This window comes from Stenotrophomonas sp. NA06056 (assembly GCF_013364355.1).
Lineage (GTDB): Bacteria > Pseudomonadota > Gammaproteobacteria > Xanthomonadales > Xanthomonadaceae > Stenotrophomonas.
In genome coordinates this window covers 2,448,501-2,469,093 of sequence record NZ_CP054931.1, presented here as the reverse complement: position 1 = coordinate 2,469,093, position 20,593 = coordinate 2,448,501, and the positions used below count along the sequence as shown (strand labels likewise).

The following is a 20,593-nucleotide window of genomic DNA, read 5'->3' as shown; positions in this document are numbered from 1 at the left end:
ATTTTTTCATTGCCGCATCGGTGTAAATGCCGTGCCAACCAAGGTTGGCACCTACCGGTAGCGTCGGGCCACGCCCGGCGCAACCATCAGCTCGCCACCTTGCTCCACACCTTTCCTGCGGTCAGCCACAGACCCAGCCCGCTGCCGAGGTTGGTCAGCATGAAGGTCAGCACCACGCGGGTGACGCGATTGCGGTACCAGCCCTTCAACGACTGTGCATCGTCACGCAGCTTGAGGAAATCGTCGTAGGTCGGCTTGCGCAGGCGCGCCTCCACCAGTGCCGAGAACGCACCGGTGGGGATGCTCAGGCGGAACGGCTTGAACGGCGCCACCGCGATCGCGGTGAGGATGCTCAGCGGATGGCTGCCGGCGACCAGACAGCCCAGGCCAGCCAGGCCGCCGGTATACATCGCCCAGGTCGCCAGAAGTTCGGTGCCCACGCCCAGTCCACCACGATAGAAGCCGACGCCAATGCCGGTCGCCACGATGACCAGGATCGCCAAGGTGAACCACGGGATGTTGCGCTTCTTCGGCACCGCTTCCAGCTGCTCGCGCAACGGCGCAGGCGCCTCGGTATCGGTTTCCAGGTAACGCGCCAGGCCGGCCAGGTGACCGGCGCCGACCACCGCCAGCACTTCGCGCTGCTGCGGATCATGCGCTTCACGCAGGCGCGTGGCCATGTAGCGGTCGCGCTCGCCGATGATCGTTTCGTACAGGGCCGGGTTCTCGCTGGCGAACTCGCCGAAGCTCGATTCCAGCATGTCGCCCTGCTTCAGCTTCTCGATCTCGTCTTCGCCGACATCCTCGGACGAGAACAGGCCGGCGCCAAGCCCGGCCACCAGCTTCAGCTTGCCGAAGAAGCCCAGCCGCTGCGAAGCACGCCGGAACGTCAGCCCGACTTCGCGGTCGATCAGGTGCACCGGCAGGTTGCGCTCGCGCGCCAGGTCCACCGCACGCTTCAGTTCGGCGCCCGGCTCGATGCCCAGCTGTTCGGCCAGTCGGCGCTGGTAGGCCGACAACGCGAGGTTGGCCGCGAACAACGCGACGCGACCCTTGCGGATCACTTCCACCAGGTCCAGCTTGGCCAGCGTGTCCGGGTCGCTCAGTGCCTGCAGGCGCTGCGGGTCAAGCTCGACGGCCACTGCGTCGAATCGTCCGCTGTCGATGGCTTTTTCCACCGCCTCGACGCTGGCATGGGAGACGTGGGCGGTGCCCAGCAGGGTGTAGCGCACGCCGTCGCGTTCGACGATGCGCACGGGCTGGCCGGCAAACAGATCGTCGCCGGTTTCGGGAAGGGTTTCGGTCATGGAATCATTCATTGGAAGGGGCGGAATCGGCGCCGTCGCCGAGCGCGCGCTGCATCTGTACGGTGTCCAGCCAACGGCCGTGCTTGCGGCCGAGGCCGCGGAACACGCCTACCAGCTGGAAGCCGAAGCGTTCGTGCAGCTTGATGGACGCGGTATTGGTCGGCTCGCCGATCACCGCGATCATCTGTCGGAAGCCGTGTGCGGTGCAGGCATCGATCAGCGCCTGCAGCAGGCCCTTGCCGACGCCTCGGCCCTGGAAGCGTGCATCGACATAGACCGAGTTCTCAACGGTCCACTGGTAGGCGATGCGCGTGCGGTAGGTGTTGGCATATGCATAGCCGGCAACCTGGCCGTCGACCTCGGCCACCAGGTAAGGGAAGCCGCGGTCGATGATGTCGCGCATGCGGCGCAGCATCTCGGCCTGGTCGGGAATGTCGTACTCGTAGGTGTTGACGAAGTCGGTCACTTCCACCGCGTAGATCGCGGTGATCGCAGCGATGTCGGCCGGGCCGGCATCACGGATGAGTACGGCCATGCGCGGGCTCCAGGTCAGTCGATGTAGCGCTTGAGCAGATCGCCATAAGCGTCGATGCGACGATCGCGCAGGAACGGCCAGATGCGGCGCACGTGCTCGCTGCGCTGCAGGTCAACCTCGCACATCAGGATGGTCGCCTCGGTGCCGGCCTCGGCCAGGAACTCGCCCTGTGGGCCCAGCACGTGGCTGTTGCCCCAGAACTGGATGCCCGAGGCGCCCAGCGGCGACGCTTCATGGCCCACGCGGTTGCAGCTGAGCACCGGCACGCCGTTGGCCACGGCGTGTCCACGGTGGCTCAGCACCCAGGCGTCGCGCTGGCGGGTCTTCTCGTCCTGCACGTCATCCGGGTCCCAGCCGATCGCGGTGGGGTAGAGCAGCAGTTCAGCACCGGCCAGCGCCATCAGGCGCGCCGCTTCCGGGTACCACTGGTCCCAGCACACCAGTACGCCAAGGCGGCCGACCGAGGTGTCGATCGGCTTGAAGCCGATGTCGCCCGGCGTGAAGTAGAACTTCTCGTAGAAGCCCGGGTCATCCGGAATGTGCATCTTGCGGTACTTGCCCAGCAACGTACCGTCCTTCTCGAAGACCACGGCGGTGTTGTGGTACAGGCCGGCAGCGCGGCGCTCGAACAGCGAGCCGACCAGCACCACGCCGTGCTTCTTCGCCAGTGCGCCCAGGCGCTCGGTGCTCGGGCCCGGGATCGGCTCGGCAAGGTCGAATTCATCGACCGATTCGTGCTGGCAGAAGTAGGCACCGTTGTGCAGTTCCTGCAGCAGCACCAGCTTCGCGCCCTGTGCCGCCGCGTCGGCAACACGCGCTTCGATCACCGCCAGGTTGGCGGCGGCATCACCGTGGTTGCGCTCCTGGATCAGGGCGACGGTAAGGGGGCTGCGCGAGTTCATGCGGGGCGATCCTGCGGGGGAAAACCCGCATGTTAACGCGGATGCGGCACGGCAGCGTGTCGCGCGCTGAATGGTTGAACGGTAGTGCCGGCCGCTGGCCGGCAACCCCGTCAATCCATCAGGCAGTGCCTGGTTGCCGGCCAGCGGCCGGCACTACCCCTTCTCAGGCTTTCAACAGCCCGGCCGGCAGCTGCATGGTGATGCAGTGCAGGCTGCCGTTCTGCCAGATCAGCGAGCGGCAGGGCACCTGCACGATCTCGCGGCCCGGGTGGGCCTGTGCCAGCACGTCGCGGGCGAGGTCGTCGGCCGGGTCGCCATAGGCTGGCATCAGCACCGCGCCGTTGACGATCAGGTAATTGGCGTAGGACGCAGCCAGGCGGCGGCCTTCATCGATCACCGGCTTTGCCCACGGCAGCGGGAACAGGCGGTAGGGCTGCCCATCACGCGTGCGCAGTGCGGCCAGTTCGGCGCCCATCGCCTGCAGCTCGGCGTAGTGCGAGTCGCTCTCGTCGTCGCAGGCCTGGTAGACGATGCTGTCGGCCGAAGCGAAGCGGGCGAGGGTGTCGATATGGGCGTCGGTGTCGTCGCCTTCCAGGTAGCCGTGATCCAGCCAGAGCACGCGCTCCTGCTGCAGCCAGTCCGCCAGGTCGGCGCTGAGGCTGTCGCGGTCACGGTCGGGATGACGCTCGTGCAGGCACTTCCAGGTGGTCAGCAGGGTGCCTTCGCCATCGGTCTCGATGCCGCCGCCTTCCAGCGCGAACGGAATGCTGCGCACCGCCGCGTTGTTGAACACGCCGGCCTGGTCGAGCACGCCGACCAGCTGGTCATCGAGGGTGGCATCGAACTTGCCGCCCCAGCCGGTGAAGCGGAAGTCCAGCAGCTGGAAGCTGCCATCAGCGCGGCGCAGGGTGATCGGGCCCGAATCACGCAGCCAGGTATCGTCGTACGCAGCGGTGGTGAAGTGGACCTTGTCCATGTCGATGCGATTGGAGCGCAGCCGCATTTCGGCGTAGGTCTCCACGTCATCGTCGGCCACGCAGATCAGCACCGGCTGGAAGCGGGTGATCGCCGCAACCAGGGCGATGTAGGTCTCTTCCACCTGGCCCAGGCGGTCAGCCCAGTCGGTGTCGGCGGTGGGCCAGGCAATCAGGACGCCGCTCTGGGCTTCCCATTCGGCAGGAAAACGAAGGGTCTGGTTCATGGTCTCGCTACACGCGCCCGCCGGTGGCGGGCATGGGGGTCAACGGATCGGCGGCTTGGGGCCGATTTCGTTCGGATCCGCCTGGTTTGCCACCACGTCGATCACCTTCTGCTTCTCGAAGTAGACGGTGAACTGCGGGTACACCCAGCGGTGGATGGTCGGCCATTGCCGTTTCTGCCCGCCGCGCGGCTGCAGCTGCTCTGCCGGCGCGCCGAACTGGGACTGCACCTGCTGCATGCTCTGGCCGCGGACGGGCAGGGCGCCGGCCGGCTTTTCACGGGCGCGGTCGACAAGCAGGGTATCGGCCAGCGCCGGAGTGGCGGCAGCCAGGGTGGCCAGTACGGCCAGGGTGCACAGGTAACGCGTCATCTCGATCTACTCCCCAGTGGTCAAGAACAGCGATTACAGCAAAAACGGCAGGAAAAAACCGCATAAACAAAAAACCGCCCGAAGGCGGCTTTTTGCATCGGGTCGGCCCCGCGTGGGGCCAGCCGCGGTCACAAGGACCGTTGGGCTCAGCGCTGACGCGCCTTGAAACGCGGGTTCGACTTGCAGATGACGAAGATCTTGCCACGACGACGCACGACCTTGCAGTCACGGTGACGGGCCTTCGCCGACTTCAGGGAGGACAGAACTTTCATGGCATACCTCGGCGTAAACAGTAGTTGTTCGGGTGGAGCGTGGCCGCGATATGCGAAAGACAATCGGCAGTTGACGCTCGTTCAAGCCCGCCATTCTACCGGGCTTTTCCCCATGGTTTCAAGTGGTTGCACAAATGGCCCGTTACGGGGGGTCTGGCAGGGGCTAGAATGCCCCCTTCACACCCGCAAGGACCCCCATGAATCCACTCGTTCCCGTCCTGACCATCGACGGCCCGTCAGGGGCCGGCAAGGGTACCATCAGCCGCATCGTGGCGCGCCGGTTGGGCTGGCACTACCTGGATTCGGGCGCCCTGTACCGCGCCGTCGGCGTGGCGGCCAGCTGGGCCGACATCGACACCTCCGATGCCTCCGCGCTGGTGCGCTGCACCTTCGATACCCATGTCCAGTTCGTCGAGCAGGGCGATGCCATGCGGGTCCTGGTCAATGGCACCGATGCCACCGACGAGCTGCGGCTGGAGACCACCGGGGCGCTGGCGTCGGCAATTGCCGCCATTCCCGAAGTCCGGGCCGCTCTGAAAGAGCGCCAGCGCGCATTCAGGATGGAGCCGGGGCTGGTCGCCGATGGCCGCGACATGGGGACCGTCATCTTCCCGGACGCCCCTTACAAGGTCTTTCTGACCGCCAGTGCCGAGGAGCGCGCCGAGCGCCGGCATAAGCAGTTGAAAGACAAGGGGGTTTCTGTTAGCTTTGATGACCTCCTGCGCGAGATCATGGCCCGCGACGCCCGTGATGCTCAGCGTACCGTGGCGCCCCTGAAGCCGGCAGACGATGCTGTCCTCATCGACACCACAGGCATCGGCATCGAAGATGTCGTTGCCAGAGTGATGGATCTGCTTCCGGTTCCGGCTGCCTGATCCGTTCGCGCGGGAGCTCTGCCAGCAGCATCGGCAGGGGTCGCGCATTTGCAGTGCTGTAAAAGCTCCGTCGCGCAATGATGCGTGGCGGTTTTCCTACTTCCACACACGACCTGCAATTCCGGGGTCGACCAACAGGCGGGCGGTAGCCATTCCCTGAAGGGAAGCCAACCGACCCATGTGTCCAACAGAGTAAATCTAATGACCGAATCATTTGCCGAACTGTTTGAAGCCAGCCAGGCCAACCTGGCCAAGCTGAAGCCGGGCGCCATCGTCAGCGGTACCGTTGTTGAAGTCCGCGGCGACGTCGTGGTGATCAACGCCGGGCTGAAGTCGGAAGGCATCGTGCCGATCGAACAGTTCCGTAACGACGCTGGCGAAATCGATGTTGCCGAAGGCGACATCGTCAAGGTCGCCCTCGACTCGATCGAGAACGGCTTCGGTGAAACCGTCCTGTCGCGCGAGAAGGCCAAGCGCGCGATGGTGTGGGACGAGCTGGAAGAAGCGTTGGAAAAGAACGAAACCATCACCGGCCGCATCAGCGGCAAGGTCAAGGGTGGTTTCACCGTGGACATCAAGGATGTCCGCGCCTTCCTGCCGGGTTCCCTGGTCGATGTGCGCCCCGTGCGCGATCCGGCCTACCTGGAAGGCAAGGAGCTGGAATTCAAGCTCATCAAGCTTGACCGCAAGCGCAACAACGTCGTGGTCTCGCGCCGCGCTGTCGTCGAAAGCGAGCACTCGGAAGAGCGCGAGCAGCTGATGGACAAGCTGCAGGAAGGCGCGATCCTGAAGGGTGTCGTCAAGAACCTGACCGATTACGGCGCATTCGTGGACCTGGGCGGTATCGACGGCCTGCTGCACATCACCGACATGGCATGGAAGCGCGTGCGCCATCCGTCCGAAGTCGTGAACGTCGGCGACGAGCTGGACGTGCGCGTGCTGAAGTTCGACCGCGAGCGCAACCGCGTTTCGCTGGGCCTGAAGCAGCTGGGCGAAGATCCGTGGGATAACATCGCCCGTCGTTACCCGGCCAACAGCCGCGTGTTCGGCAAGGTCTCCAACGTCACCGATTACGGCGCATTCGTCGAAATCGAGCCGGGCGTCGAAGGCCTGGTGCACGTTTCCGAGATGGATTGGACCAACAAGAACGTCAACCCGTCCAAGGTTGTGCAGGTCGGTGACGAAGTTGAAGTCATGGTCCTGGACGTCGACGAGGAGCGTCGCCGCATCTCGCTGGGCATGAAGCAGGTTGCCGCCAATCCGTGGGAAACCTTCGCTGCCACCCACAAGAAGGGTGACAAGGTGTCGGGCCAGATCAAGTCGATCACCGACTTCGGCATCTTCATCGGCCTGGACGGCGGCATCGACGGCCTGGTTCACCTGTCCGACATCAGCTGGGCGACCACTGGCGAAGACATCGTTCGCAACTTCAAGAAGGGCGACAACCTGGACGCAGTCGTCCTGGCCGTCGATCCGGAGCGCGAGCGCATTTCGCTGGGCGTCAAGCAGCTGGAGCAGGATCCGTTCGGCCAGTACATGGCGACCAATCCGAAGGGCTCCAAGGTCGAAGGCGTGGTGAAGGAAGTCGACGCCAAGGGCGCGATCATCGAGCTGTCCGACGGCATCGAAGGCTATGTTGCAGCTCGCGACATCGCCAACGAGCGTGTTGACGACGCGACCCAGCACCTGAAGGTTGGCGACAAGGTTGAAGCCAAGTTCGTGGGCATGGATCGCAAGGGTCGTACCCTGCAGCTGTCGATCAAGGCCAAGGACGACGCGGAAATGCGCGAAGTGCTGGAGGAATACCAGTCTTCGTCGGCATCCAGCGGCACCACCCAGCTGGGCGCGCTGCTGCGTGCACAGCTGAACGGCAACAAGTCCGAGTAATATCGGCCTTACGCTGTTTGTTGTTTCCTGGACGGCCCGGGCTCTTGCCCGGGCCGTTTCAGGCTGAGATGCCCCTGATGTGAGCCGGTAATGACCAAATCCGAACTGATCGAAATCCTTGCGCGCCGTCAGGCGCACCTGAAGGCCGATGATGTCGATCTGGCGGTCAAGTCATTGCTGGAAATGATGGGGGGCTCACTGTCGGCCGGCGATCGCATCGAGATCCGCGGCTTTGGCAGTTTTTCGCTGCACTACCGTCCGCCGCGCCTGGGTCGCAACCCGAAGACCGGCGAATCGGTTGCCCTGCCGGGCAAGCATGTCCCTCATTTCAAGCCAGGCAAGGAATTGCGCGAGCGCGTCAGCAGCGTGCTGCCGCTGGACGCAGATCCGGCCTGAGCCATCCCCGTCGCGCGACTTCGTGCGAATCCCACCACGAGTCGGATAAGCTACGGCCTCCTGCCAATGGAGCTGTCGCATGAAAGTTTTTCGTCTGCTGGTCCTGCTGGCGGTTCTGATCCTTGGTCTGATCATTGGTGCGGTCAACATGACGGCCATGTCGATCAACCTGCTGTTTACCCAATTGAACACCTCCGTTGGCGTGGCGCTGATTGCAGCCCTGCTGATCGGTGTCGTGGTCGGTGCTGGCCTGGTGCTGGTAAGCGTGGTGATTCCGCTCTACAGCCAGCTGCGCCGTGCCAACAAATCGGCGGCTGCATCGTCGGCGCCGGTCGCCCCCTCCCAGTCTTTTGATGGACGTTGATCGAAGATGGAATTCGTTTCCGAGTGGTTCTGGTTCTTCCTGTGCCTTCCGTTGGCGGCGCTGGCCGGCTGGGTGATCGGACGCCGCGGCGGTCAACGCCACGGTGACAACCAGGTAAGCCACCTGTCCAGCACCTATTTCCGTGGCCTGAACTATCTGCTCAACGAGCAGCCGGACAAGGCCATCGAGCTGTTCCTGCACATCGCAGAGCTGGACAAGGAAACCTTCGAGACCCAGGTCGCGTTGGGCCATCTGTTCCGTCGCCGTGGCGAAGTGGACCGTGCGATCCGTCTGCACCAGGGTCTGGTCAACCGCCAGGACCTGAGCGACGCGCAGCGCGTGCAGGCCCTGCTGGCACTGGGCGAGGACTACATGAAGTCCGGCCTGCTGGACCGCGCCGAAACGGTGTTCACCGAACTGGCGCAGCTGGACCAGCGCGCACCGCAGGCGCTCAAGCACCTGATCGGCATCTACCAGGCCGAGCGCGACTGGGAAAAGGCGATCGACAACGCGACCCGTTTCGAAGATGTCACCGGCGAGCCGATGGGCAAGCTGATCGGGCAGTTCGAATGCGAGCTGGCCGAACGCTTCCGTGGCGCGGGCAAACTGGAAGAGGCGAGGGCGGCCATTGCCCGCGCTTACCAGGCCGATGCCATGTCGGTCCGCGCCGGCATCATTGAAGGTCGCCTGGAAACCGATGCGGGCAACGCCGAGGCCGCCGTGCGGGCTTTCGAGCGCGCTGCCCGCAACGATCCGGAGTACCTGCCCGAAGTGCTGCCCGCGCTGATGGAGAACTACCGCAAGGTCGGCGACCTGGCCGGTGCGCGTGCTTTCCTGTCCGAGATGACCGAGCACTACCGTGGTATCGCGCCGGTGCTGGCCCTGACCCGCCTGATGGAAGAGCAGGAGGGTGTTGCACCTGCCCGTGCCTACCTCGGCCGCCAGCTCAAGGATCGCCCGTCGGTGCGCGGCGAATCGGCACTGATCGACCTCACCCTGGCCGAGGGCGCAGATTCCACTGCCACCCTGCACGACCTCAAGCACATCACCGACCAGTTGCTGGTGCGCAACCCCGCCTACCGCTGCACCCGCTGCGGATTCGGCGCGCGTACCCATCACTGGCAATGCCCGAGCTGCAAGGAGTGGGGCACAGTCAAGCCGCTGCTGAACTACGCGGTGCTCTGAATCATGCCCTGGCTCGTGATGGCCGCGCTGCTGGGCCTGGCCCTGCTCAGCGCAGCGTTGACCTGGGCGGCGCGCGTGTATGCCCTGCGCAGGCAGCTGCTGGATCAGCCCGGGGAGCGTCGCAGCCATAGCGTCGCCACCCCGCGTGGTGGCGGTATCGCCATCGTGATCAGCCTGCTGGTGGCTGCGGCTGTGGCTGCCTGTGTCTGGCCGGGTGCTGCGCCCAGCCTTGCTGTCGCCAGCCTTGGCCTGCTGCTCGTTGCCGGCATTGGCTGGTGGGATGACCATCGACCGCTGCCAGCCATGCGCCGGTTGATGGTGCATTTCGTCGCCGCGGCGTTGCTGGCGGGGCTGGTCAAGATGCACGGCGGCAGCTGGTTGTTGAGCCTGCTGGTGCTGTTCTTCACCGCGTCGCTGATCAACATCTGGAACTTCATGGATGGGATCAACGGGATTGCCAGCAGTCAGGCGGTCATCGTTGCGCTGGGCTTCGCCACCGTGCTGCCCTGGCCCTGGTCGCTGGTGGCCATCGTGCTTGGCCTGGCCTGCCTGGGTTTCCTGCCATTCAATTTTCCGCAGGCGCGGATCTTCATGGGGGATGTAGGCAGTGGCGCGCTGGGCTACGCCGTTGCCGTCGTGCTGGCCGTTGCTGCCCTGCACACCGATATCCATTGGATCCTGCTGCTGCTGCCCTTGTCCGCCTTCCTTGTGGACGCGGGCTTCACGCTGTTGGCGCGCATGCTTTCCGGGCAACGCTGGATGGAACCCCACACCCAGCATGTCTACCAGCGCGCGGTCCAGGCAGGAGCCAGCCATGCCCAGGTGACAGGGATGTACTTTGTTTTGGGCCTGTTCAGTATTACAGTGTTCAATATCTGCACCAATTTGCAGCCGAGGTGGGAGGCTGCCGTAGCGGTCGCGTGGTTTGCCGCGCTGACCCTGCTGTGGCTCCTCCTGCGCAATGGATTGCGCCACCCATAAGGAATTACTCGATCTATGTCTTCACCCTGGCGGGACAGAATCCTCGGCCTGATGCCGCGTACGGCCATCGTCTGCCACGACTTGTTCATGGTCTGGGCCTGTTGGCAGCTGTTGCATGCGGGTCGCTACTCGATCCTCGCCGATGCTCCCGCCTTGCCGCTGTGGAACGTGGACACCACGCTGGTGCTGGCGCTGCAGGGCCTGGTGTTCTGGCGTATCGGTCTCTATCGCGGGCTGTGGCGCTTCGCCAGCGTCAGCGACCTGCTGAACATCTTCAAGGCCAGCTTCATCGGCCTGATCGCCATTGTTCTGGTGCTGGCCTGGAAGCGCTTCAACGGCGTGCCGATGTCGGTGCTGGTGATCTATCCGTTTGCGCTGTCGGCACTGCTGGGCGCACCGCGCCTGTTGTACCGGGCATGGAAGGACTACCAGTCGCTGCAGTCCGATTCGACCGCGCGCCGTGTGCTGATTCTCGGCGCCGGCCAGGCCGCTGAAACCCTGGTGCGCGACCTGCGCCGGTCCGGCAACTTCGAGCCGGTCGGCCTGCTCGATGATGCGCCGCACCTGCGTGGCGCCAAGCTGCAGAGCCTGCCGATCCTGGGCACGCTGGACGACGCACCGGCGGTGGCCCGTGAGACTGCGGCCAAGCTGCTGGTGATCGCCATGCCCTCGCTGGATGCCGTCGGCATGCAGCGCGTGGTCGCCATCTGCGAGAGCACCGGCATTCCGTTCCGCACCGTGCCCAAGCTCAGCGACATCCTGCAGGGACAGTCGCTGCCGGGCCAGTTGAAGGAAGTGGCGATCGAAGATCTGCTCGGGCGCAAGCCGATCATGCCGGACTGGAACCTCATCCGCGGCTGGTTGGGCGGGCGCACGGTGATGGTGACCGGTGCCGGTGGCTCGATCGGGTCCGAGCTGTGTCGCCAGTGCGCGCGCCACGGTGCGGGTCGCATCGTGCTGCTGGAGATCAGCGAACTGCTGCTGTTGACCATCGAGGGCGAGCTGCGCCGTAGCTTCCCGGATGTCGAGATCGAAGCCGTGCTCGGTGACTGCGGCGATCCTGCAGTGATCCGCCATGCGTTGTCGCTGCATCCGGTCGACACGGCTTTCCATGCGGCTGCCTACAAGCATGTGCCGGTGCTGGAGCGTCAGCTGCGCGAAGCCGTTCGCAACAACATCCTGGCCACCGAGAACGTGGCCCGTGCCTGTCTGGAAGCCCGCGTCGAGCACTTCGTGTTCATTTCGACCGACAAGGCGGTGGACCCGGTCAATGCGCTGGGCGCCAGCAAGCGCTATGCGGAGATGATCTGCCAGAGCCTTGACCAGAAGTCCACGCACACCCGTTTCGTGACCGTACGCTTCGGCAACGTGCTGGCGTCGGCCGGCAGCGTGGTGCCGTTGTTCCGCGAGCAGATCCTCAAGGGCGGACCGGTCACGGTGACCGACCCGGAGGTCAGCCGCTATTTCATGACCATTCCCGAGGCGTGCCAGTTGATCCTGCAGGCCGCCGCATCGGCGTCGCATGGGGCGATCTATACGTTGGACATGGGCGAGCCGGTGCCGATCCGGGTGCTGGCCGAACAGATGATCCGCCTGGCGGGCAAGCAGCCCTACAAGGACATCCCGATCATCTACACCGGCATGCGTCCTGGCGAGAAGCTGCACGAGACGCTGTTCTATTCCGACGAGGACTACCGGCCGACCGCGCATCCGAAGATTCTGGAAGCCGGCGTACGTGCGTTCTCGCGCGACATCGTGCTGGGCAACGTGCCCAAGCTGCGCGAGGCGATTGCCAGGTACGACATCGATACGATCCAGGAAGTCCTGTTCGCGACCATGCCGGAATTCTCGCCAATCGAACAGGATGCTTACATTTCATCCGCTAAGGTTGTGCCCTTTCCGGCACGTGAGGCCAGCAGGCACCAATGAGCAAGCGCATTCGCAAGGCGGTATTTCCGGTAGCAGGTCTGGGTACGCGTTTTCTTCCGGCAACCAAGACGGTGCCGAAGGAAATGCTGCCGATCATTGATCGACCGCTGATCCAGTACGCCGTCGATGAAGCGATCGAAGCAGGCTGTGACACCCTGGTGTTCATCACCAATCGCTACAAGCACGCCGTTGCCGACTATTTCGACAAGGCCTACGAGCTGGAGCAGAAGCTCGAGCGCGCCGGCAAGCAGGAGCAGCTGGAGTTGATCCGCCATGTGCTGCCGGAAGGTGTGCGCGCGATCTTCGTCACCCAGGCCGAGGCGCTGGGCCTGGGCCATGCGGTGCTGTGTGCCAAGGCCGTGATCGGTGACGAACCGTTTGCGGTGCTGCTGCCGGACGACCTGATCTGGAACCGCGGCGACGGCGCGCTGAAGCAGATGGCCGATCTCAACGAAGCCAGTGGCGCCAGCGTCATTGCTGTTGAAGATGTGCCGCACGACAAGACCGCCAGCTATGGCATTGTCGCCACCGAGGCCTTCGATGGCCGCAAGGGCCGTATTTCGCAGATCGTCGAGAAGCCGAAGCCGGAGGACGCACCGAGCGATCTGGCGGTGGTGGGGCGCTACGTGCTGAGCCCGAAGATTTTCGAGTTGCTCGAGCAGACCCGCACCGGTGCCGGGGGCGAGATCCAGCTGACCGATGCGATCGCCGAACTGCTGAAGACCGAAGAGGTCGATGCCTATCGTTTCGAGGGCACCCGTTTCGACTGTGGCACGCATCTGGGTCTGGTGGAGGCGACGATCCGCTTCGCGCTGGACAACCCGAAGCTGGCCGGCCCGGCGCGCGAGAAGCTGGCGGCGATGCTGGCGGAATAAGGTTTATCAAGCGCTCCGTTCGCGGCGCCTTGATTGATACGTGGGGGAGGGGGCGGATGGCCCTCTCCAAAACACGCCAAAGCCCTTCCATGGTGCTCGATGGCGCCATCCATGGCGCCAACGGTTTTGGAGAGGGCCATCCGCCCCCTCTCGACAGTTTCCGTGCGGCGCGGACGGGAAGGGCGGAATCAAGGGCAAGTGCAGAAACGGAAAAGGCAGCCATTGGCTGCCTTTTTCGTTTCCAGAGCATCCACGCATGGCGTGGATCTACTGCCTTTGCTCATCCCTCCGCCGCGCGGAATGTTGGATGGCGCGGGTGGGTGAGGCTGACCGGGACTGTCAGCGGCATGGATGCCGCTGCCAAGCCTACAGGGATGTACTTGCGGCGTGTCCCGGGCAGCCTCACCCGCCCGGGCCCCGCCGCCAGCAATCAGCCGGCAACGCTTTGATCCTTACAGCGCCTCGAAAATACCCGCTGCGCCCATGCCGGTGCCGATGCACATCGTCACCATGCCGTACTTCTGCTGGCGACGACGCAGGCCGTGCAGCAGGGTGGCGGTACGGATCGCACCGGTCGCGCCCAGCGGGTGGCCCAGGGCGATCGCGCCGCCCAGCGGGTTGACCTTGCTCGGGTCCAGGCCGCAATCGCGGATCACTGCCAGCGACTGTGCGGCGAAGGCTTCGTTGAGCTCGATCCAGTCCAGCTGGTCCTGGGTCAGGCCGGCCTGCTTCAGTGCCTTCGGAATCGCGGCGATCGGGCCGATGCCCATCACTTCCGGGCGCACGCCGGCCACCGAGAAGCTGACGAAACGGGCCAGCGGGGTCAGGCCGTAATCCTTGATCGCCTGTTCCGAGGCCAGCAGCACCGCACCGGCGCCATCGCTCATCTGCGAGGAGTTGCCAGCGGTGACGGTACCGCCGAACTGGCCATTGCGGAACACCGGGCGCAGCTTGGCCAGGCCTTCTGCCGAGGAATCCGGGCGCGGGCCCTCGTCGGTATCAGCCACCTTGTTGCGGGTGATGATGCGCTTGCCGTCGGCCAGGTCGGGCTGGTGCGAGACGATCTCGTACGGGCTGATCTCGTCCTTGAAGTCGCCATTCTGGATGGCCGCCATGGCCTTCTGGTGCGAGGCCAGGGCGAACGCGTCCTGGTCTTCGCGCGAGACCTTCCACTCTTCAGCGACCTTCTCGGCGGTGATGCCCATGCCGTAGGCAATGGCGACGTGGTCGTTGTCGAACACGCTCGGGGCCATCGCGATCTTGTTGCCCATCATCGGCACCATCGACATCGATTCGGTGCCACCGGCCAGCATCAGGTCGGCGTTGCCAAGGCGGATCGCGTCGGCGGCCTGCGCCACGGCCTGCAGGCCGGAGGAGCAGAAGCGGTTCACGGTCTGCGCGGCGATGGTGTTCGGCAGGCCAGCCAGCAGCACGCCGATGCGGGCCACGTTCATGCCCTGCTCGGCTTCCGGCATCGCGCAGCCGATGATCGCGTCATCGATGCGGTTGACGTCCACGCCCGGTGCCTGGGCGACGACGCTGCGCAGCACGTGGGCCAGCATGTCGTCGGGGCGGGTGTTGCGGAACATGCCCTTGGGCGCCTTGCCAACCGGGGTACGGGTGGCGGCGACGATGTAGGCGTCCTGGATTTGCTTGGTCATTGCAGTGATCTCTTGAATTTTTTAGCCGGAGTGCCGACCAACGGTCGGCACCCACCAAAAGCAGGGAGGGGCAATCAGTTCCGCAGCGGCTTGCCGGTCTTCAGCATGTGCGCGATGCGGGCCTGGGTCTTTTCCTGCTGGGCCAGTTCGACGAAGTGCTTGCGCTCAAGGGTCAGCAGCCACTCTTCGTCCACCAGGGTGCCGCGGTCGACCTTGCCGCCGCACAGCACGGTGGCGATGCGTTCGGCAATCTCGTAGTCGTACGGGCTGATGAAACGGCCTTCCAGCATGTTGACCAGCATCATCTTGAAGGTCGCGATGCCGACGTCACCGGCCACCTGGATGCGGCGTGCCGGCAGCGGCGGACGGTAGCCGGCTTCGGCCAGCGCACGTGCTTCGGCCTTGGCGATGTACAGCGCCTCGTAGCTGTTGAACACCACCTTGTCGGTGCTGCGCAGCAGGCCCAGCTCCTGGGCGTTGACCGCCGAGTTGGACACCTTGGCCATGGCCACGGTTTCGAAGGTCTTCTTCAGTTCGGCGAACACATCACCGCCCGGACCGGCCGCCTGAGAGGCGCGCACGGCCAGTTCCTTCAGGCCACCACCGGCCGGCAGCAGGCCGACGCCGGCCTCGACCAGGCCGATGTAGCTTTCCAGGAAGGCCACGGTCTTGGCGCTGTGCATCTGGAACTCGCAGCCGCCACCCAGGGCCAGGCCACGCACGGCAGCCACCACCGGCACCAGCGAGTACTTGATGCGCTGGCTGGTGCGCTGGAAGTTGTGCACCATCTCTTCGAACTGGTCGACCTTGCCGGCCTGCAGCAGGCCGAGGGCACCGGCCAGGTCGGCACCGGCGGAGAAGGGTTCCTTCTGCTGCCAGATCACCAGGCCCTGGAAGTCCTTCTCGGCGCGCGTGACGCACTCCTGCAGGCCATCCAGCACGTGGTCGGACACGGTGTTCATCTTGGTCTTGAAGCTGACCACGGCGATGCCATCACCGTCGTGCCACATGCGCAGGCCGTCGTTCTCGAACACGGTCTCGCCCGGCGCGAACTTCTCGCCCAGCAGCGGATCGGGGAAGCGCTGGCGCTGGTACACCGGCAGCGACGAACGCGGCAGCTTGGCGTTGCGCGACGGGCTGTAGCTGCCCTCGGCGGCGTGCACGCCGTCGCGGCCATCGAACACCCAATCCGGCAGCGGGGCGTTGCTCATGCTCTTGCCGGCGACGATGTCATCGGCGATCCACTGTGCGACCTGCTTCCAGCCCGCGGCCTGCCAGGTTTCGAACGGGCCCAGCGACCAGCCGTAGCCCCAGCGGATGGCCAGATCGACGTCGCGCGCGGTCTCGGCGATGTCGGCCAGGTGGTAGGCGCTGTAATGGAACAGGTCGCGGAAGGTCGCCCACAGGAACTGCGCCTGCGGGTGCTGGCTTTCGCGCAGCTTGGCGAACTTTTCGGCCGGGTTCTTGATCTTCAGGATCTCGACCACTTCCGGCGCGGCAGTGCGATCGGCCGGGCGGTAATCCTGCTTTTCCAGGTCCAGCACCACGATGTCCTTGCCGACCTTGCGGAAGATGCCCGCGCCGGTCTTCTGGCCCAGCGCGCCCTTGGCAATCAGCGCGTCCAGCCACTTCGGCGACTTGAAGAATTCATGCCACGGGTCGTTCGGCAGGGTATCGCCCATGGTCTTGATGACGTGGGCCATGGTGTCCAGGCCGACCACGTCGGAGGTGCGGTAGGTGGCCGACTTCGGGCGACCGACCAGCGGGCCGGTCAGGCCGTCCACTTCATCAAAGCCCAGGCCGAACTGCTGGGTGTGGTGGATGGTGGACAGGATCGAGAACACGCCGATGCGGTTGCCGATGAAATTCGGGGTGTCCTTGGCGTACACCACGCCCTTGCCCAGGGTGGTGACCAGGAACGCTTCCAGGCCTTCCAGCACGCTGGCGTCGGTGGTGGTGGCCGGAATCAGCTCGGCCAGGTGCATGTAGCGCGGCGGGTTGAAGAAGTGCACGCCGCAGAAGCGGTGGCGCAACTGTTCCGGCAGCACGTCGGCCAGCTTGTTGATGCCCAGGCCCGAGGTGTTGGAGGCCAGCACCGCGTGGTCGGCCACGAACGGGGCGATCTTCTTGTACAGGTCCTGCTTCCAGTCCATGCGCTCGGCGATGGCCTCGATGATCAGGTCGCAGTCCTTCAACTGTTCCAGGCCGGTCTCGTAGTTGGCCGGGGTGATGGCTTCGGCCAGCGACTTGCTGGCCAGCGGCGCCGGGCTCAGCTTGCCCAGGTTGGCGATCGACTTCAGCACGATGCCATCGGCCGGACCTTCCTTGGCGGGCAGGTCGAACAGCACGGTGTCGACGCCAGCGTTGGTGAGGTGGGCGGCGATCTGGGCACCCATGACGCCGGCACCCAGCACGGCGGCGCGGCGGACTAGCAGGGAATTGGACATGGTGTAGGGCCTTTGTTGGTCAGCAGTTACTGGGTGGAATCAGGAGGAGGCGGGCACGGCGCTGCCGCTGCGGGCGGCGGCGCGGAACCCGGCCTCGGCGAAATGGATCAGTTCATGGGCCGCATGGGCACGATGCGCCGTTTCGGTGACACCGGCGGGTCGCTTGATCAGCCCGAAATCGGCCATGGCGTAGGTCAGCGAACCGGCCAGGAAATCCAGGCGCCAGTAGAGCTCTTCCTTGCTCAGGCCGGGCACGCAGGTGGCGATGGCCTTGCCGAACTCGCGCAGGACGTGGCCGTAGTGGTCGGACAGGAACTTGCGCAGGTTGTCGTTCTTTTCAGCGTAGGCGCGGGCGATCACGCGGACGAAGGCGCCGCCGTTCTGGCGGTCCTGGGCCAGCGCCAACGCCGGTTCGACGAAGGCGGCCAGCACCGGCCGCAGTTCGCCGGGGTGCTCTGCGCGGGCGCGTTCAAGCTGCGACAGGCGGGCGCCGGTCATCTCGTCCATGCGGCGGCGGAAGACTTCGTTGACCAGGTTTTCCTTGGAGCCGAAGTGATAGTTCACCGCGGCGATGTTGACGTCGGCCTGGCTGGTGACCTGGCGCAGCGAGGTGCCGGCAAAGCCGTGCTGGGCGAACAGCTCCTCGGCGGCGCCGAGGATCCGGTCCTTGGTCGAGAAGTGGGCGGGCTTGGCCATCGGGCGGGCGGACCTTAATCAAACGATTGTTTGATACTAGAACCAGACGGTAGCGTATGGCATTTTGCAGTGCAGCAAAAATGCCCGGACCGGTTACAGGTCATTCAGTAGTGCCAGCCCATGGCTGGCAACGGGGTTCGGCCTGCCAGCCATGGGCTGGCACTACTGAGCGGGATCTCTTACAATCCGCGCACGTTTATCAGGCTAAGCCCGCGTTTCGACGCGGCTTTTTTTTTGTTACCCTTCGGGCCATCAGCGGCCCGATTCCATTGGAGACATCCCATGGCGCTGGAGCGCACCCTTTCGATCGTCAAGCCGGACGCCGTTGCCAAGAACGTCATCGGCGAAATCTACGCCCGCTTTGAAAAGGCTGGCCTGAAGGTCGTGGCCGCCAAGTACAAGCAGCTGTCGCGCCGTGAAGCCGAAGGCTTCTACGCCGTGCACCGCGAGCGTCCGTTCTTCAACGCGCTGGTCGAGTTCATGATCTCCGGCCCGGTGATGATCCAGGCCCTGGAAGGCGAGAACGCCGTCCTGGCCCACCGCGACCTGCTGGGCGCCACCAACCCGAAGGAAGCCGCGCCGGGCACCATCCGCGCCGACTTCGCCGAATCCATCGATGCCAATGCCGCACACGGCTCGGACTCGGTCGAGAATGCCGCGATTGAAATCGCGTACTTCTTCGCCGCCACCGAAGTCGTTTCGCGCTGAGAGTAATGCCGTGAACGAGGTCGTACAGAAAATCGCCATCCAGCCACTGCCGAAGTCGGCACCCACGGCTGGCAAGCAGAACCTGCTCGACCTCGATCGCGCGGGCCTGGAAACGTTCTTCGTCGAGGTTCTCGGCGAGAAGAAGTTCCGTGCCCATCAGGTGATGAAGTGGATCCACCATCGCTACGTCACCGAGTTCGATGAGATGACCGACCTCGGCAAGGTCCTGCGCGCCAAGCTGCAGGAGCATGCCGAGGTCCTCGTCCCGAACATCGTGTTCGACAAGCCCTCCGCCGACGGCACCCACAAGTGGCTGCTGGCGATGGGCGTGGATGGCAAGAACGCCATCGAGACCGTGTACATCCCCGACAAGACCCGCGGCACGCTGTGCGTGTCCTCGCAGGTTGGTTGCGGCCTGAACTGCACGTTCTGCTCCACCGCTACCCAGGGCTTCAACCGCAACCTGACCACCGCCGAGATCATCGGCCAGGTGTGGGTTGCCGCGCGCCACCTGGGCAACGTGCCGCACCAGATGCGCCGCCTCACCAACGTGGTGATGATGGGCATGGGCGAGCCGCTGATGAATTTCGACAATGTCGTGCGCGCCATGAGCGTGATGCGCGACGACCTGGGCTACGGCCTGGCCAACAAGCGCGTGACCCTGTCGACCTCCGGCCTGGTGCCGCAGATCGACCGCCTGTCCACCGAAAGCGATGTGTCGCTGGCGGTGTCGCTGCATGCGCCGAACGATGCGCTGCGCGAGACGCTGGTGCCGCTCAACAAGAAGTACCCGATCGCCGAGCTGATGGCCTCGTGCGCACGCTACCTGCGCGCCAACAAGCGCCGCGAATCGGTCACCTTCGAATACACCCTGATGAAGGGCATCAACGACAAGCCCGAGCATGCCCGCGAGCTGGCCCGCCTGATGCGCCAGTTCGATAACGCGGTGCAGGCCAAGGATTCGGGCAAGGTCAACCTGATCCCGTTCAACCCGTTCCCCGGCACCCGCTACGAGCGTTCCGAAGAAGCGCATATCCGCGCCTTCCAGAAGATCCTGCTCGACAGCAACGTGCTGACGATGGTGCGCCGTACCCGTGGCGACGATATCGACGCCGCCTGTGGCCAGCTCAAGGGCCAGGTGATGGACCGCACCCGCCGCCAGGCCGAGTTCAACAAGACGCTGCAGGCAGGGAAGGGGAGCGATGCCGCGGCCTGATCGCCTGCCGGTGGCCTTGTTCGCAGGCGCCCTGGCACTGGCAGCGGGCGGTTGCACGACCACCAGTGAGATTCCGATCGGCCCGGGCGGGGTCGCGCCGATCCACAGCGTCCGTGATGCGCCGGGCGTGCGGCAGAAATTCCATTACGAGGACCTGCTGGCGCTGGCTGCCCGCGACATGCAGGTGGGTAATCTGGACGAGGCCGAGCGCAAGGTGCGCCGCGCGTTGAAGCTCCAGCCCAATGGCGTGGATGCAGTGATGCTGCTGGCCGGGGTTGAAGACCGCAAGGGGCGCGAGCAGGCGGCGGGCGACGGTTTCCGTCGTGCTGCAGAGCTGGCGCCGCAACGCGGTGACGTGCTCAACAATTACGCAGCCTGGTTGTGCCAGCACGGCCATTCGGCCGAATCGCTGGTCTGGTTTGATCGCGCCCTGGCTGCCCCGGGCTACGCCACGCCCGCCGCTGCCCTGGCCAATGCCGGGGGGTGCGCGCTGGACGCTGGTCAGTTTGAACGCGCCGAACGTGACCTGCGTGCTTCCCTGGCGCAGGCGCCGGGAAACCCGGTCGCGCTGGAGGCAATGGCCCAGCTGAGCTTCCGTCGCGGCCAGTTCATGGAGGCCCGCGCCTTCGCCGAACGTAGGATTGCGGCTGCACCGGCCACGCGTTCCGTGTTACAACTTGCGTCTGAAATCGAGGCGCGGCTGGGTGATCGGGCGGCATCTGATCGCTATCTTCAGCGGATTCGACAGGAATTTCCGCAGGACGCGGGCTCCTAACTCCAGGGTTGA

General features: G+C 64.9%; 20 protein-coding genes. 11 read left to right on the top strand and 9 right to left on the bottom strand.

The features are described 5' to 3' along the window. Positions 1–86: 86 nt before the first annotated feature. The 6 genes from HUT07_RS10950 to ykgO all read right to left on the bottom strand — a co-directional run bounded on the left by HUT07_RS10950 (position 87) and on the right by ykgO (position 4,586). On the bottom strand, positions 87–1,319 hold the full coding sequence (locus tag HUT07_RS10950) for a TraB/GumN family protein (RefSeq protein ID WP_176020978.1): 1,233 nt from the start codon (positions 1,317–1,319) through the stop codon (positions 87–89). Beyond that, a complete protein-coding gene (locus tag HUT07_RS10945; protein ID WP_176020977.1) occupies positions 1,312–1,842 on the bottom strand; it encodes a GNAT family N-acetyltransferase in 531 nt (176 codons plus the stop codon). Before HUT07_RS10945 ends, HUT07_RS10950 begins: the two co-directional genes overlap by 8 nt. Positions 1,843–1,856: 14 nt before the next feature. Beyond that, entirely contained in the window at positions 1,857–2,744 is an 888-nt protein-coding gene (locus HUT07_RS10940; RefSeq protein WP_176020976.1) for a carbon-nitrogen hydrolase, read from the bottom strand. A 163-nt stretch (positions 2,745–2,907) separates the two neighbouring features. Continuing rightward, entirely contained in the window at positions 2,908–3,945 is a 1,038-nt protein-coding gene (locus HUT07_RS10935) for an agmatine deiminase family protein (protein ID WP_176020975.1), read from the bottom strand. A 39-nt stretch (positions 3,946–3,984) separates the two neighbouring features. After that, positions 3,985–4,314 carry a hypothetical protein gene (locus tag HUT07_RS10930; protein ID WP_089240526.1) on the bottom strand — a complete coding sequence of 110 codons (330 nt, stop codon included), beginning with the start codon at positions 4,312–4,314 and terminating at the stop codon, positions 3,985–3,987. A gap of 146 nt (positions 4,315–4,460) precedes the next feature. Next, entirely contained in the window at positions 4,461–4,586 is a 126-nt protein-coding gene (gene ykgO, locus HUT07_RS10925) for a type B 50S ribosomal protein L36 (protein WP_005409283.1), read from the bottom strand. A gap of 197 nt (positions 4,587–4,783) precedes the next feature. On the opposite strand from ykgO, the gene cmk reads away from it, so the two are divergent. The 8 genes from cmk to galU all read left to right on the top strand — a co-directional run bounded on the left by cmk (position 4,784) and on the right by galU (position 13,078). Next, on the top strand, positions 4,784–5,461 hold the full coding sequence (gene cmk, locus HUT07_RS10920) for a (d)CMP kinase (RefSeq protein WP_176020974.1): 678 nt from the start codon (positions 4,784–4,786) through the stop codon (positions 5,459–5,461). 201 nt (positions 5,462–5,662) lie between these two features. Continuing rightward, complete coding sequence (gene rpsA, locus HUT07_RS10915; RefSeq protein ID WP_025875032.1) at positions 5,663–7,348, top strand: 30S ribosomal protein S1; 1,686 nt, start codon at positions 5,663–5,665, stop codon at positions 7,346–7,348. Between the two features lie 90 nt (positions 7,349–7,438). Beyond that, positions 7,439–7,744, top strand: coding sequence for an integration host factor subunit beta (locus HUT07_RS10910; protein WP_005409286.1), 306 nt, complete (start codon positions 7,439–7,441; stop codon positions 7,742–7,744). 79 nt (positions 7,745–7,823) lie between these two features. After that, on the top strand, positions 7,824–8,108 hold the full coding sequence (locus HUT07_RS10905; RefSeq protein ID WP_176020973.1) for a lipopolysaccharide assembly protein LapA domain-containing protein: 285 nt from the start codon (positions 7,824–7,826) through the stop codon (positions 8,106–8,108). Positions 8,109–8,114: 6 nt separating this feature from the next. Beyond that, complete coding sequence (gene lapB / locus HUT07_RS10900) at positions 8,115–9,293, top strand: lipopolysaccharide assembly protein LapB (protein WP_176020972.1); 1,179 nt, start codon at positions 8,115–8,117, stop codon at positions 9,291–9,293. 3 nt (positions 9,294–9,296) lie between these two features. Then, positions 9,297–10,274 carry a glycosyltransferase family 4 protein gene (locus tag HUT07_RS10895; protein ID WP_176020971.1) on the top strand — a complete coding sequence of 326 codons (978 nt, stop codon included), beginning with the start codon at positions 9,297–9,299 and terminating at the stop codon, positions 10,272–10,274. Positions 10,275–10,289: 15 nt separating this feature from the next. Further along, positions 10,290–12,203: a nucleoside-diphosphate sugar epimerase/dehydratase gene (locus tag HUT07_RS10890; protein ID WP_176020970.1), complete on the top strand. Its 1,914-nt coding sequence runs from the start codon at positions 10,290–10,292 to the stop codon at positions 12,201–12,203. Beyond that, positions 12,200–13,078: a UTP--glucose-1-phosphate uridylyltransferase GalU gene (gene galU / locus HUT07_RS10885; RefSeq protein ID WP_176020969.1), complete on the top strand. Its 879-nt coding sequence runs from the start codon at positions 12,200–12,202 to the stop codon at positions 13,076–13,078. Before HUT07_RS10890 ends, galU begins: the two co-directional genes overlap by 4 nt. Before the next feature lie 452 nt (positions 13,079–13,530). Here the strand turns inward: galU and HUT07_RS10880 are convergent, their stop codons facing one another. The 3 genes from HUT07_RS10880 to HUT07_RS10870 form a co-directional block, all read right to left on the bottom strand. Then, positions 13,531–14,739 (bottom strand): acetyl-CoA C-acyltransferase, encoded by a 1,209-nt coding sequence (locus HUT07_RS10880; RefSeq protein ID WP_089240530.1) that lies wholly within the window; start codon positions 14,737–14,739, stop codon positions 13,531–13,533. A 74-nt stretch (positions 14,740–14,813) separates the two neighbouring features. Continuing rightward, positions 14,814–17,186, bottom strand: a complete 2,373-nt coding sequence (locus HUT07_RS10875) for a 3-hydroxyacyl-CoA dehydrogenase/enoyl-CoA hydratase family protein (RefSeq protein ID WP_176020968.1) — start codon at positions 17,184–17,186, stop codon at positions 14,814–14,816. 39 nt (positions 17,187–17,225) lie between these two features. Next, entirely contained in the window at positions 17,226–17,882 is a 657-nt protein-coding gene (locus tag HUT07_RS10870; protein ID WP_176020967.1) for a TetR family transcriptional regulator, read from the bottom strand. Between the two features lie 282 nt (positions 17,883–18,164). On the opposite strand from HUT07_RS10870, the gene ndk reads away from it, so the two are divergent. The 3 genes from ndk to HUT07_RS10855 are packed head-to-tail and all read left to right on the top strand — an operon-like array spanning position 18,165 to position 20,581. After that, complete coding sequence (gene ndk / locus HUT07_RS10865) at positions 18,165–18,590, top strand: nucleoside-diphosphate kinase (protein WP_176020966.1); 426 nt, start codon at positions 18,165–18,167, stop codon at positions 18,588–18,590. A gap of 10 nt (positions 18,591–18,600) precedes the next feature. After that, complete coding sequence (gene rlmN, locus HUT07_RS10860) at positions 18,601–19,806, top strand: 23S rRNA (adenine(2503)-C(2))-methyltransferase RlmN (RefSeq protein ID WP_176020965.1); 1,206 nt, start codon at positions 18,601–18,603, stop codon at positions 19,804–19,806. After that, positions 19,793–20,581, top strand: a complete 789-nt coding sequence (locus tag HUT07_RS10855; RefSeq protein WP_176020964.1) for a tetratricopeptide repeat protein — start codon at positions 19,793–19,795, stop codon at positions 20,579–20,581. Before rlmN ends, HUT07_RS10855 begins: the two co-directional genes overlap by 14 nt. Positions 20,582–20,593: the final 12 nt, after the last annotated feature.

Bases quoted from the DNA above. Each gene is read 5' to 3' on its own strand.
- HUT07_RS10950 (WP_176020978.1), bottom strand. From the start codon at position 1,319: ATGAATGATTCCATGACCGAAACCCTTCCCGAAACCGGCGACGATCTG.
- HUT07_RS10945 (WP_176020977.1), bottom strand. From the start codon at position 1,842: ATGGCCGTACTCATCCGTGATGCCGGCCCGGCCGACATCGCTGCGATC.
- HUT07_RS10940 (WP_176020976.1), bottom strand. From the start codon at position 2,744: ATGAACTCGCGCAGCCCCCTTACCGTCGCCCTGATCCAGGAGCGCAAC.
- HUT07_RS10935 (WP_176020975.1), bottom strand. From the start codon at position 3,945: ATGAACCAGACCCTTCGTTTTCCTGCCGAATGGGAAGCCCAGAGCGGC.
- HUT07_RS10930 (WP_089240526.1), bottom strand. From the start codon at position 4,314: ATGACGCGTTACCTGTGCACCCTGGCCGTACTGGCCACCCTGGCTGCC.
- ykgO (WP_005409283.1), bottom strand. From the start codon at position 4,586: ATGAAAGTTCTGTCCTCCCTGAAGTCGGCGAAGGCCCGTCACCGTGAC.
- cmk (WP_176020974.1), top strand. From the start codon at position 4,784: ATGAATCCACTCGTTCCCGTCCTGACCATCGACGGCCCGTCAGGGGCC.
- rpsA (WP_025875032.1), top strand. From the start codon at position 5,663: ATGACCGAATCATTTGCCGAACTGTTTGAAGCCAGCCAGGCCAACCTG.
- HUT07_RS10910 (WP_005409286.1), top strand. From the start codon at position 7,439: ATGACCAAATCCGAACTGATCGAAATCCTTGCGCGCCGTCAGGCGCAC.
- HUT07_RS10905 (WP_176020973.1), top strand. From the start codon at position 7,824: ATGAAAGTTTTTCGTCTGCTGGTCCTGCTGGCGGTTCTGATCCTTGGT.
- lapB (WP_176020972.1), top strand. From the start codon at position 8,115: ATGGAATTCGTTTCCGAGTGGTTCTGGTTCTTCCTGTGCCTTCCGTTG.
- HUT07_RS10895 (WP_176020971.1), top strand. From the start codon at position 9,297: ATGCCCTGGCTCGTGATGGCCGCGCTGCTGGGCCTGGCCCTGCTCAGC.
- HUT07_RS10890 (WP_176020970.1), top strand. From the start codon at position 10,290: ATGTCTTCACCCTGGCGGGACAGAATCCTCGGCCTGATGCCGCGTACG.
- galU (WP_176020969.1), top strand. From the start codon at position 12,200: ATGAGCAAGCGCATTCGCAAGGCGGTATTTCCGGTAGCAGGTCTGGGT.
- HUT07_RS10880 (WP_089240530.1), bottom strand. From the start codon at position 14,739: ATGACCAAGCAAATCCAGGACGCCTACATCGTCGCCGCCACCCGTACC.
- HUT07_RS10875 (WP_176020968.1), bottom strand. From the start codon at position 17,186: ATGTCCAATTCCCTGCTAGTCCGCCGCGCCGCCGTGCTGGGTGCCGGC.
- HUT07_RS10870 (WP_176020967.1), bottom strand. From the start codon at position 17,882: ATGGCCAAGCCCGCCCACTTCTCGACCAAGGACCGGATCCTCGGCGCC.
- ndk (WP_176020966.1), top strand. From the start codon at position 18,165: ATGGCGCTGGAGCGCACCCTTTCGATCGTCAAGCCGGACGCCGTTGCC.
- HUT07_RS10855 (WP_176020964.1), top strand. From the start codon at position 19,793: ATGCCGCGGCCTGATCGCCTGCCGGTGGCCTTGTTCGCAGGCGCCCTG.